Origin of the sequence: Pseudoalteromonas sp. Angola-7 (genome assembly GCF_028599255.1) — a bacterium.
Classification (GTDB): Bacteria; Pseudomonadota; Gammaproteobacteria; order Enterobacterales; family Alteromonadaceae; genus Pseudoalteromonas; species Pseudoalteromonas atlantica.
Window position 1 is genome coordinate 488680 of the sequence record NZ_JAQREL010000001.1, and the last position, 12893, is coordinate 501572.

A 12893-nucleotide genomic window follows, 5' to 3' on the forward strand; every position below is an offset into this window, starting at 1 on the left:
TTACGCCTTATCGCCTGTGTTAAACCACACGTGGTTGTTTTCAGCTAATAATTCATCAGCATCATCCGGTCCCCAGCTACCAGCACGGTAAAGTGCAGGTTTGCCTTTGGTTTGCCAGCGCTCAATAATTGGATCTATCCATTTCCACGCTTGACGAACTTCGTCACGGTGTATAAATAACGATGGGTTATTAGCTGCAGCATCAAGCATTAAGCGTTTGTACGCATCAGAATGGAAACCGTTGCTGTATGCTTGAGAAAGCTCAATATTCATCGTTACCGGCTCTAATTGCATTTCAAGATTATCAAGGCGCTTAGACATAAGCGTTAATTGAATCGTCTCTTCCGGCTGCAAACGAATAACAAGGCGGTTTGGCTCAATATTACCCACGTTCTCTTCATAAATATTGTGCGATACTTTTTTGTACTCAACCACAATTTCTGCACAACGTTTAGCCATACGCTTACCAGTACGAAGATAAAAAGGTACCCCCGCCCAGCGCCAGTTATCAATGTGTGCACGAATAGCCACAAAGGTTTCTGTTTTACTTGAACCTTCGTTAAGCTCTTCTAAGTAACCTGGTACAATTTTACCGTTTAAATCCCCTGGTACGTATTGACCGCGAACGATATTTTCATCTACGTCACCTTCAAGTAACGGACGAAGTGCTTCTAATACTTTAAGTTTTTCAGTACGGATGCTATTTGCGTTTAGTTTATTTGGTGATTCCATTGCCACTAAACACAATAACTGTAATAGGTGGTTTTGCACCATGTCGCGCAGTGCACCGGCTTTATCGTAAAAACCAGCACGGCTTTCAAGGCCTACCGTTTCAGATAAACTAATTTGAATATTATCAATAGATTTAGCATCCCACATGTTTTCAAACAGTGAATTTGAAAAACGCAGTGCCATTAAGTTTTGTACTGTCTCTTTACCTAAGTAGTGGTCAATACGGAAAATTTGCTCTTCATCAAAAAACTCTGCAATTTTACCATTGATAGCCTCTGCTGATTCGCCGCAGTAACCAATTGGCTTTTCAACAACCACACGTGAAGTGGGTGTGATCAAACCTTTCGTTGATAAAATTTCACAACATGTGCCGTAAACAGCAGGCGGAAGTGATAAATAAAATACGCGAGATTTATTGCTGTCGTGCTCATCTAAAATGCCTTTAAGTACATCCCAGTTGTCGTCAGCTTCAGTTACGTTGCTTACTACAGGCACTAAATAAGTAGAAAATGCTTTCCAATCTTTAGCGTTAAATTCGCCTTTACTTAAAAATTCTTTCAGTGCGTTGTGTGCTGTTTCTATGTAGTCAGCACGCTTACTTTCTTCACGCACTGTAGGCAGAATACGCGAGCCTTCTGGTAAGTTGCCTTCTTGATATGCTCTGTACATTGCAGGTAGCAATTTGCGTAACGCAAGATCACCACCGCCCCCAAAAATTATAATATCAAAAGGATTAAGCATAGTTACTCTCTACGTTTGTAATACCTAAAAGCGACTTCCATAAGCCGCTTGGTATGCAGGTTTAGTGCTTGAATGACAGTGGCTCTTAGTGTTAATAAAAGCCTATTGAATGTTTTACGCTATGGCGTTTTATTTATTATTTGACTGTTCGCACAATTAAATGAGTCTTAGGAGTCCTGTAAATCCTCTCACAAAAATACAGGCCCTAAGAACTCCAGCGCTACCCGTTCAAAGGTACTCGGTTTGCTTATTTACATAAGCGAATATATTACTGCGTACGGTGTTGCTTGTAGTACGCGATTAAGCCATTTGTTGAACTATCGTGGGCGTGTTTTACGCTGTCATCGGTTAGTTCGCTTTCAATTTTAGAGGCAAGGCCTTTACCAAGCTCTACACCCCATTGATCAAATGAGCAAATTTCTAAAATTATGCCTTGGCAGAAAATTTTATGTTCGTACAGCGCAATTAAGCGTCCTACTGTTTTTGCATCAACTGTATCTAGCAGTATAGATGTTGTAGGGCGATTCCCCTGATGAATTTTATGATTTAGTAACTCATCAATTTGCGCTTGTGTTTTACCTTTAGCGGCTAAATCTTCTGTGACTTGCTGTGCATCTACACCGCTCATCATTGCTTCTGTTTGCGCTAAAAAGTTAGATAATAAAATATCGTGATGCTTATCTACGGCTACCTGCGGCTTAACTGAGGCTATAAAATCAGCAGGTACAATTACATTACCTTGGTGTAAGCACTGATAAAACGCATGTTGGCCGTTAATACCGGTCATACCCCAAATAATAGGAACCGTTGTATAAGGTACGGTTTCGCCTGCAAAGTTTACGTGTTTACCGTTACTTTCCATCTCACCTTGTTGTAAATACGCAGGTAACATATGAAGCGCTTGGTCGTACGGTAAAATAGCTTGCGACGTAAAGCCTAAAAAGCTGGTATTCCATACACTAAGTAGTGCCATTATAAGCGGAATATTTTGCTCAAATGGAGCGGCTTTAAAGTGCTCATCTACTTCAAATGCGCCTTCTAAAATGGCTTCAAACGCGTCATAACCTAGGTATAACGCAATTGGTAAGCCTATCGCACTCCAAAGTGAAAAGCGACCCCCTACCCAATCCCACATAGTGAATACGTTTTCATCGCTAATACCAAAGGCTGCGGTTTTTTCTAAGTTTGTGCTAACAGCAACAAAATGCTTAGCAATGGCGCTGTCATCTTTTGCTGTTTGTAAAAACCAATCAACGGCCGTTTTGGCGTTGGTCATGGTTTCTGATGTGGTAAATGTTTTCGATGAAATAACAAACAAGGTTGTTTCTGGGTCAATTGCTTTTAACACAGAGGCAATTTGAACACCGTCAGCATTAGATACGTAATGAACATTTAAAGTGTCATCAGCAAGTGCTTTTAGCGCTTCGGTTGCCATTTGCGGGCCTAGGTTTGAACCACCTACACCAATGCTTACCACATCTTTTACTGCTTTACCTGTGTAGCCTACCCACTGCCCACTGCGTACTTTTTCTACAAAGGTTTTAATTTTTGCTAATTCGTTATCAACCGCTTGCGTTACGTCTTCGCCATCAACAACTAAAGGTGTATGGGCACGATTACGTAAAGCAGTATGAAGAACAGCACGCTCTTCTGTAATATTGATTTTTTCACCGCTAAACATCTTGTCGCGCCAAGAGGCAATGTCACACTCTTTAGCAAGCTCGATGAGTTGTGCAAAAATAGTTTTATCAATACGCTGCTTTGAATAATCAAACAACACACCCGGAATTTGAGTAGAGAATGCATCAAATCGTGTATCATCTTGTGCAAATAACGTTTTTAGATGGGTTTGTTTCATCTGCGCGGCACTATTTTGCAGTGCTTGCCAACTTGCTAATTGCGAACGATTAGACATGTAAATATCCTCTAAAATATTTAAATTAATGATTTAAAAACAGTTTTAGGTAAAAAGACTTCGCTAATTGCGCGTAGTGCTAGTAAAAAAGCAAGCGCTTAGTATAACGAAAAAAGCAATAAAAATGCTGTTTTTATAATTTATGATGCAGATAATAACGCAATTTTTTACTTTTGACACCGGTATCATAAAAATTTTATGAATTAATTACCCACAAATTTTAAGCATTTAATAGTTTAAACAACATTTATTAAATATTCATGAATTAGGGTCTGTTGACCTTTTAGGATTAAAATATGTACAAACTAGGAACAATTTAATCCTGGCGCGAGGTTTGTTCCCTAATGGGTTCAGTAACGGCTCCTGCGTTACGCTACTGGCAAACATCCATGTAAAAATAGCAAACACACTGCTGCAAATTAAACTTCGAAACATTATAGGCCCAAAGCATAAAATGCATCGTATGCACTCGCCTAGCTTTATAGATGGTTAAAACATCCTCAAATCTAGGCCCATAATTAGCTCACCAACGCCAAACCACCCGCTACGTTATAAATATTCGCAAAGCCTAATTGCTGTAAATTTGCCGCTGCAATTTTAGAACGATTGCCGCTTCTACACAGTAATATATAGGTGTGCTGCGGGTTTAATTGATTTTGTACTATGGCGTTAGCCATACGGCTAAGTGAAATATTAAGCTTATTAGCTAAAGGCGCGGCAAAAAGCTCCGCCACATTAATTGCGCCATGTTCATACGGCTCACGGGTATCAATTAAATACACATTTTTTTGCGTTAGTAACGCTTTAGCTTGCGTAAAGTCTAGCTGCTTAGTGTCTGTTTGTACCGCCGCCTGTACATAGCCACACAATTGGTTACTGGTTTGCCTATGTAGCTGATCGTGTTGCGCTTTTAGCTGTGCAAATTGCGCCGTACTTATTTCTCCATTTAATAACGAGCTAAGCAAAGGCGTTTGTGCACGTACAGTACGCCAGTTAATGGCAAAGCATTGCTGATAGTCATGCCCCGAACAAATAACCGTATCGTCACTTATTTGCTCAGCAAGGGTAATAAGTGAGTGTGCCATTTGCGTTGCACTGCCCCCTTCAAGCGAGGTATTACCAAGTCCTGCAGGTAAAATTAAATCACCGCAAAAACAATAATCAATATGGCCTGTGGTGCGCTCTTTTAATAAATAACTAACGCTGTCTTTACTGTGCCCTGGGGTTGGCTTTATGGTTAACGTTTTTGTACCAAGCTCAATGCTATTTTGCATCGCATGCGTTGTGCCTAGTACTTCATTTAACAAAGCCACTGCGCTTGGACGGTCTTGATGCTGGTGGGTATCTAAAATTGCTTTTACGTTGAGCTGTTGTGTGCTCACTATTTTTTCAAAGCGCGGAATAAGCTCTAATACGGGGTCAATGATAACGGCACTGTCGTCGTCACTAACATACAGCCAGCTACACGCTCCTTTATGCCTAAATTGTGTTAACCCCAGCGCGCACACTTCTTGCTTTGGCGACGCACTGTCAGAAACAATTAAGCAATTGGCCTCTAATACCGCCTTTAACGAGCATATACGCTTGCATGCTTGGCTAATTTGCTGCTCGGTTGCAGCAGGCCCAAAAGACAGCCTAATGGCGTTTTCACTTTGCCAATTAGTTGCCCCCATTGCATCAAGCACAAAACTGCGTGTTGCCCCTGTACTGCACGCCGAGCCACCGCTCACTCTAATGCCTGCTGCGTCAAATAAATCAATAACCTCTTTGGAGGTAAGCGTATCAACAGCAAAATTAAGGGTGGTAGGTACAGAATGTGAAAAATCGTGATTAAAGGTTATATCACCAAAGGTACTTTGCAGCGCATTAAGCAGTTGCGCTCTGTAGCTATTTAATACCTCAACCGACTTAAATGTGTCGTCGTTTTTATCTAGCAGCAAGTTAAACAGTTTATTAAGCCCTGCTATGCCTGGTAGGTTTTCGGTGCCAGAGCGCATGCCGCTTTCTTGCCCGCCCCCCGCAATAAATGGCGTATAGGCACTGCCATTTTTAATGTATAAAAAACCAATACCTTTTGGTGCATAGAGTTTATGGCCCGAAAACGGGGCATAATCTATGCTGGTACTACTAAGCGCTAGCGCTTGTTTACCTAAGGCTTGTACACAATCAACCATCCAAGACACTGATTTATTACGGCTGCGAATAGTATGTTCTATAGCGTTTAAGTCTTGATAAACACCGGTTTCGTTATTAACCGCCATGGTGCAAATCATTAGCGCGTTATTTATGTGCTCACTAATAAACGCTAAATCTAAAACCCCTTTACTATCAACAGGAATAGCCAGTAATTGGGCGTTAATGCCTAAAACGCTATTCCAATGTTTTAACGTATTAGGCACCGCTTTGTGCTCAGTTGCCCCGTACAATAATACAGGGTTTTTAATCGTATGATTTTTAGCATGAATGAGCGTTGAAACAATGGCTGTTTGTATGCCCTCTGTTGCGCCTGAGGTAAAAAGAATATCGCCATCGGGCGCACCAATAACATGGCGTGCATTTTGCCTTGTTTGTTCTAATAAATACTTAGCTTGTATACCGCTAATATGGGGGCTTGAAGGGTTACCAAAACAAATTTGCATGGTGTGCGACACCACGTCGGCAATACAGGGTAAAACAGGTGTTGTAGCGTTTGCATCAAGATAAACTTGGGCTGCTTGTTCATCGTGCAATAAAAACTCAGACATTAAAAATGCACCTTTATTACTAAAAAATATATCTTATACCCAATAGTACATAAGTTTGTTCTCATTGGGTAATAATCAATTAGTAACTTAGGTGCGTTTACTATGCTTTTTTAAACTAAAAGTACGTTACTGTGCCCGCTCTTTTGTTATTTCTCCATGGGTTGATGACCAGGCATTTATTAGCGCTTTAACAAGCGATGCGAGCGGAATGGCAAAAAACACGCCCCAAAAACCCCATAAGCCACCAAAAAATAGCACTGCAACAATAATAAATACGGGATTTAAATCAACGGCCTCAGAAAACAACAAAGGCACTAATACATTGCCATCGAGCGCCTGAATGATCCCGTAAATTATTAATATGGTCCAAAACTGCGTTTCGAGACCAAATTGAAACAGCGCCACCGCCGCAACCGGTATGGTAACCAATGCTGCACCTACAAACGGAATTAACACCGAAAACCCAACCAGCACGCCAAGTAAAGCTGCATAACGTAAATCAAGTACAGTAAAGGCAATAAACGAGGTGCCACCCACAATTAAAATTTCGAATACTTTGCCTCGAATATAATTCATTATTTGCTGGTTCATTTCGTGCCACACTTGCAAAATTAACCGTCGCTGCTGCGGAATAAGCGTAGCGGCACTGCTTGTAAGCTCAAGCTTGTCTTTAAGCATAAAAAATACAAGTAAGGGTACAAGCACCAAATAAATAAGCCATGCCACAACATCTTTTAACGAAGTAAGTGAAAACGAGACAATAACTTGGCCAAATTCGAGCGCCTTTGCTTCTACACTTGCCACGATAGCTTGGACCTGCTCGGCATTAATTAAACTGGGGTATTGCTGCGGTAAGGCCATTAAAAATGACTTACCTTGCTCTACCATGTGCGGGGTTTCTTGTACTAAATTACTGGTTTGCTTCCAAAGTACTGGGCCAATAACCAAAATAAGAGTAAGCATAACCCCGGTAAAAATCAGCATTACAATGACTGTGGCGCTAAAGCGTTTTAACCCAAAGCGCTCTAAGTGTACAACCGGCCAATCAAGTAAATAAGCAATCACCAATGCCACTAACACAGGAACAATTAACGAGCCAAAAAAGTACAGTAATGCCACAGAGGCAATGAGTAAAAAAAGTAAGGTGACTGAATGAGGATCTGAGAACTTTCTTTCGTACCATGTTTTAACGTATTCAAACATGCAATGGCTCCACTAGTAATAGTCCTAGGTGTTGATCAAATTTATATGTATATGCATTTTTGCTTAAAAAACGCGTAATATCATCTGCGCTTTCATCGTTATTTATACTAAACGTTATTGCCTTATTAGATGACTGCGCATTACGAAGCGCTAATTTAAATTGTACAAACTGTTGTGGGCATTTAAATTTTTTTAAATCGCACTCTAACATAACTACTTTACTCGCTAAGTAAAATGAATAATAAGTCGCATATTGTCGGTCATTCTATTTATAAAATGTGAACAGCAGTAACTTTTTCTTAAAACCATTCCAGCAATGGTTTATCCTTATAACATAATTAGCAGTAAGGATAAGTTAATGCCTGGCACGCATAATAAAGCGCAACTACCTAGTAATCCAACTCTCAAAGAGATTAATTGGTATAAAAAGCAGATAAACTGGGGTGAGCTCCCGCCTTTTTATCATCTTGTTGCTTCTTCGGTCAGCGAATCTGAAGGAATATTGGAGCACGGATTTGATAACGCTGTAAAAAGCCTGATCAATAAACGCAATTGGAACTTAGACTTACTCGATGGCTATGAAGATGATTTTGGTGAAATACACACCAAGCATAAGCCGCGTATAGCGCTACACCAAGTATTTACCGACCGAGGCTTTGAGCTCTGGGTGCAACCCTATGCTAAAGATATAATTATTGATCAATACGTTAAAGATAACCGCTTTATGGAGTTTAAAGTATGGGATCCGCATTCAATGAAAAACCTGATCCGCATAAATCAGCTCCATAAGTTTATTGGCTTTTATTTTGAGCGCGGCGACAAAGCCGATAAAGCCATTATTTTACATGCACATAAGGTAGTACATAAAATTATTAAATTTTTGCAGCAGGAATTGAACGTTGTAAAGCTTGATGGAGTCACAATAAAAGAACTCTACCAATTGTGCGAAAAAGACAGCCGTGCAAGCAGCGATGAAATTGACATAGCAAAAATTGCCATTGGTGAACAAATTAACAAGGAATAAAATGCAGCTAAAATCAGCCTTTATCACTTTATGCAGTGCCGCGCTTACCTTTAGCCTACTGGTTAGTGAGCCGTTAAAGGCACAAACAAACTTTACGCTACCCGATTTAGGCACGTCTGCGCTACAAGTTTTGCCACTTGAAAAAGAACAAGCCATTGGCGAAGTGATGATGATGCAAATAAGAGGCTCATCACCGGTAGTAAACGACCCCGTTTTAGACGAATACTTAACCACACTTGGCCGAAAACTTGTGGCTAATGCAAACGACGTGCGTTTTCCTTTTTCGTTTTTTTGGGTAAATAACAACGAAATTAACGCCTTTGCTTTTTATGGCGGGCATGTCGGTGTGCATACTGGGCTTATTGCGCAATCAGATAACGAAAGCCAATTTGCTTCTGTACTTGGGCACGAAATAGCGCACGTAACTCAGCGCCATTTAGCTCGTCGTATTCAGCAACAACAAGATAACAGCGCTCTGACTATTGCAGGCATGATAGCCGGTATATTAGCCACCGTTGTTGCTCCCGATGCAGGTATTGCTATTATTTCGGCTAACCAAACCCAAGCTGCGTTTAGCCAATTAACTCACAGCCGTGCTGCCGAGCAAGAAGCCGACAGAATTGGTATGCAAACCCTTAATAACGCCGGTTTTGACGCCCGTGCATCGAGTGAATTTTTAACTAAACTTTCAGCGCAAATAAGATATAAGTACAAACCACCCGCTTTTTTACTGACTCACCCATTGCCAGAGAGCCGTGTATCTGACGTACGCCTACGTGCAGAGCAATTCCCTGTGCGCCATTTAAACCCAAGCCTTGAGTTTAATTTAGCAAAAAGCCGAGTACTTGCTCGTTATGCCAATAAGCCCGAAAATGCCGAAGCGTTATTTAAAAAATTAATGCGCGAAAACAGTTACAACAACACCGCGCTTAAATACGGCTTGGGCATAAGCTTACTTGATCAAGATAAACTAGATGAAGCCGCCGAAATTTTAGAGCCACTATTAGCGCAAAGTCCTAAAAATTTATTCTATATCGATACCCATACCGATTTACTAATAGCGCAAAAAAAAGCCGACGAAGCGGTAAAGTTTTTGGCTGAACTAAACAACTATCGCCCTAACAACCAAGTTATAACTTTAAACTATGCAAATGCGGCATTAGAGGCTGAGCAGTTTGAATTAGCTGAAAACATTTTAAAAAGCTTTTTACTTGAAAAACCCGATCACAACTTAGGTAAACAGCTATTAGCCGATGCCTATAAAAAACAAGACAAGCTTGCCGCTTATCACGAGGCCAATGCTGATGTGTTATCTCAATATGGCGCGTATATTAAAGCCGCAGACGAAATCCAAAAAGCGCTTAACTTCGTAGAACCCACAGAGCTGGTTAAACAGCAACGCTTAAAAGCCTTGCTTACTCAGTATCGCCGTTTACAAAAAGAGCTGGCAAGGCTTTAAGTCTGCCAGCGCTTGCCCTAAAATAGCGGCAAATTACATTTTGGAACTAATTGTATGTCAGTGACTATTTATCATAATCCACGTTGTTCTAAATCGCGTGAAACCCTCGCATTACTAGAACAAAACAGCGTAACACCAAGCGTAGTAGAGTATTTAAAAACACCGCTTAACCATGAGCAAATAAGCCAACTTTTAGAACAATTAGGTTTTAGCTCAGCTCGCCAGCTAATGCGCACAAAAGAAGATGCATACAAAGCGCTTAACCTAAAAGAAGAAACCAACGAGTCAGCGCTAATAAACGCCATGGTAGACAACCCTAAACTTATTGAACGCCCTATTGTACAAAACAACGGTAAAGCAGCCCTTGGCCGTCCGCCTGAAAACGTATTAAGCGTATTATAATGACGACTCGCATTGTTGTCCTGTATCACTCAAGCCATGGCTCGGTTGAGGCTATGGCGCACGAAATAGCCGAGTCTATAGAGCAACAGGGTGCCACAGCCGTATTGCGTACCTTTGTTGCTAAAAATCCGCACGATATAGTAATTACAAAAGATGATTTAATAAATTGCGACGGCCTTGCGTTTGGCACACCTACCCGATTTGGCATGATGGCATCGCAAGCAAAAACGTTTTGGGAAACCACCAGCGATCTATGGCTAAAAGGCCAGTTAATAGATAAACCAGCCTGTGTGTTTTCATCGTCAAGCAGTATGCATGGCGGCAATGAAGCCACCTTACTTAATTTATCATTACCGCTACTACACCACGGCATGATGTTATTAGGGGTACCTTACGAAGTACCAGAGTTACTAGCTACGCAAACCGGCGGCACACCTTACGGGGCAACGCATGTAGCCGGCAGTAGTAATACTAATACCTTAAGTAAAGACGAAATTAAAATATGCCAAAGCGTTGGTAAACGCCTCACTCACATTGCGAGAAAACTTCAATGAATACCGCTGACACCCCTGCTAAAAAGCCAATTACTGTAAAATTTCAGCGCACCGCTATTTTTGGCTATGTGGGTTTATTACTTTTATTTCCTCTGTGGATGTACTTTGTACCTCCGCTAAATGGCAACGCAAGTGTTGTATCCTTGTTTGTGCCTATAATCCCTTTACTGTTGCCCTTAAGAGGCTTTATTAAAGACAACACTTACACTTACGCCTGGGCTAACTTTGTTGTTATGTTGTACTTTATACACGGCTTAACCATGCTATGGGCTGCACCTGATGAGCTAATATGGGTGTTATTAGAGCTTGTGTTTGCCTCTGCCATGTTTATTGGCTGCACATATTACGCAAGGCACCGTGGGCAAGAGCAAGGCTTAAAAATACGTAAGCTTAAAGAAGAGCTCGCAGAGGAAAAAGCCGCTAACGAATACAATAAATAATGCTAATTCGCAAAATAAATTATTTAAGCTGAAAGTTGAAATAATACCAATCCGCATAAGTAATCTATTTTGAGGATGGAAAAACGTGTCGATAGCAAGGCAAAAAATTCGCTATTTAGTTGTTCTAAATGAGAGTTTTTTAACGCAGATAGCGACACGTTTAGCCCTGCAAAATGATTAGATATTATTGCGGATTGGTATAATAGCTTATACATACAAAAAACGCGCTTAACATAACAATGTAAGCGCGTTTTTTTAGGCTTTTAGTTTGCCATGGCGGCCGCTACACTAATTCGCTCAGTGCAGCCAGTGCAACTATGCTGGCTAACCCAAGCTGAGCAATTAAGCTCAACAACGAAAAAACACGCAACACAAATAATCCCCACGGGTGTTTTATATGTGGATAGAGCGCACAGCGCTTTAAGCTCGCCGCAAAGAAAAAACACACCGATGCAATCAATGTAAAAATTAAAGTCAGCTCACTTTTTATGGCAATACTTTCATCAAAAAAGAAATAGAGCTGCAATGGCAATAAAATAGTGACAATTGCGTGTAAGGCGTGCACCTTTTTAATGCGGTTAAACTGCCCTTCTGGCGAAAGCTCTTTTATACCAAAATCGCGCTCAAGGCATTTAACTAAATTGCTTGCTTTAATACTTACTGCTAACCGGTAACAGCTTAAGCCCTCGTTATTACGTGCTCTAAAGTCGTAACCAGCTTTTAGTAATAGCACCATAAGGGTTTCGTTTTTAGCTAACACTGCATAATGCAGTGCGGTATTGCCTAAGGTGTCTTGCGCTTTTTGATCCTGTTTAGCCAACAGGGTTTCTATCACATTTACATAGCCTTTTTCGGCTGCCCACATAAACGCTGTTTTATTGTTTTCATCAGCCAATGTACCAGTGGCACCTTGCTCTATAAAACGCATCGCCATGGTTTGCTTTGCGCTTTTTTGGCTTAAATGAGCAAGTAATGCTTTTTCAAGCAATACAATAGAATCTACATCAGGCGATACTTGCGTTAACAACGTAAAATAGTCTTTACCGTTTGCTACTTTTTGACTGGCAAGCTCTGTAAGTTCGTTTAAATCAGCAACCGATTCAGGTAAAAAAGCACTTAAACGCTCTCTAAAATCAACTTCTTGCCACAGTGCTAGCGTATCGTGTGCACTTAATTTGCTGCCACTATTTAGGGCATGTTCAATTAACGAAAAATAGCGTTTACTAAATAATAAGCTAAACAACGAAAGCGGCGTATCAAGTGCGTTTTGCGCCGCCACACTGGCGTATTTTTCTAATCGCTGGCACAGCATTAGCGCCATTGATTCGCTGGTGTATTCGTTATCTAAATAATGATTTTTAACAGCAGCAATGTAAGCGTGCGCATCTTCGTCATATTCACTAATATGCTGAAAATAACACTCTTCAAAGGGTTCAAGCGGGGTTAACCATATCAAATAGTAAATGGGTGGTAGCACAGTGGTGCATACACCGTCATCTTCAATAGTAGAACGACATGCAGGCCAAGCTTCTAAAGCATCTAAAATAAAGGCACCGTTTTGTTCTACAAGTCCTTTAATAAGTAATGGGTATTCCTTTGGCCAAATCAGTACATTTTCCATTAAAACAGCACAACTCCAGTGTAGCTTGATGAGGCGTCAGTTATAGCAGTTTTTAGCT

The 12893-nt window shown here is 40.8% G+C and carries 11 protein-coding genes; 5 read left to right on the top strand and 6 right to left on the bottom strand.

Annotated elements, in window-relative coordinates; translation table 11 throughout:
- The 5 genes from zwf to PSH50_RS02260 all read right to left on the bottom strand — a co-directional run bounded on the left by zwf (window position 1) and on the right by PSH50_RS02260 (window position 7546).
- Window positions 1-1473, bottom strand: a complete 1473-nt coding sequence (gene zwf, locus PSH50_RS02240) for a glucose-6-phosphate dehydrogenase (RefSeq protein ID WP_004589178.1) — start codon at window positions 1471-1473, stop codon at window positions 1-3.
- A gap of 268 nt (window positions 1474-1741) precedes the next feature.
- A complete protein-coding gene (pgi, locus tag PSH50_RS02245; RefSeq protein ID WP_004589177.1) occupies window positions 1742-3388 on the bottom strand; it encodes a glucose-6-phosphate isomerase in 1647 nt (548 codons plus the stop codon).
- A gap of 518 nt (window positions 3389-3906) precedes the next feature.
- Complete coding sequence (locus PSH50_RS02250) at window positions 3907-6132, bottom strand: aminotransferase class V-fold PLP-dependent enzyme (RefSeq protein WP_273586758.1); 2226 nt, start codon at window positions 6130-6132, stop codon at window positions 3907-3909.
- A gap of 126 nt (window positions 6133-6258) precedes the next feature.
- Complete coding sequence (locus PSH50_RS02255; protein ID WP_273586757.1) at window positions 6259-7335, bottom strand: AI-2E family transporter; 1077 nt, start codon at window positions 7333-7335, stop codon at window positions 6259-6261.
- Entirely contained in the window at window positions 7328-7546 is a 219-nt protein-coding gene (locus PSH50_RS02260; RefSeq protein WP_004589174.1) for a hypothetical protein, read from the bottom strand. The genes PSH50_RS02255 and PSH50_RS02260 overlap by 8 nt, the downstream gene beginning before the upstream one ends.
- A 147-nt stretch (window positions 7547-7693) precedes the next feature.
- Between PSH50_RS02260 and PSH50_RS02265 the strand changes: the two genes are divergently transcribed.
- From PSH50_RS02265 to PSH50_RS02285, 5 genes are read left to right on the top strand one after another with little or no spacing between them, the layout of a single operon-like run.
- Window positions 7694-8359 carry a hypothetical protein gene (locus tag PSH50_RS02265; protein WP_273586756.1) on the top strand — a complete coding sequence of 222 codons (666 nt, stop codon included), beginning with the start codon at window positions 7694-7696 and terminating at the stop codon, window positions 8357-8359.
- 1 nt (window position 8360) lies between these two features.
- Complete coding sequence (locus PSH50_RS02270) at window positions 8361-9818, top strand: M48 family metalloprotease (RefSeq protein ID WP_024034211.1); 1458 nt, start codon at window positions 8361-8363, stop codon at window positions 9816-9818.
- Between the two features lie 54 nt (window positions 9819-9872).
- Entirely contained in the window at window positions 9873-10220 is a 348-nt protein-coding gene (arsC, locus tag PSH50_RS02275; RefSeq protein WP_024034210.1) for an arsenate reductase (glutaredoxin), read from the top strand.
- On the top strand, window positions 10220-10774 hold the full coding sequence (gene wrbA, locus PSH50_RS02280; RefSeq protein ID WP_004589170.1) for an NAD(P)H:quinone oxidoreductase: 555 nt from the start codon (window positions 10220-10222) through the stop codon (window positions 10772-10774). The genes arsC and wrbA overlap by 1 nt, the downstream gene beginning before the upstream one ends.
- Window positions 10771-11214, top strand: coding sequence for a DUF2069 domain-containing protein (locus tag PSH50_RS02285; RefSeq protein WP_024034209.1), 444 nt, complete (start codon window positions 10771-10773; stop codon window positions 11212-11214). Before wrbA ends, PSH50_RS02285 begins: the two co-directional genes overlap by 4 nt.
- 283 nt (window positions 11215-11497) lie before the next feature.
- On the opposite strand, the gene PSH50_RS02290 is transcribed toward PSH50_RS02285, so the two are convergent.
- A complete protein-coding gene (locus PSH50_RS02290; RefSeq protein WP_004589168.1) occupies window positions 11498-12835 on the bottom strand; it encodes an ankyrin repeat domain-containing protein in 1338 nt (445 codons plus the stop codon).
- Between the last annotated feature and the right edge of the window lie 58 nt (window positions 12836-12893).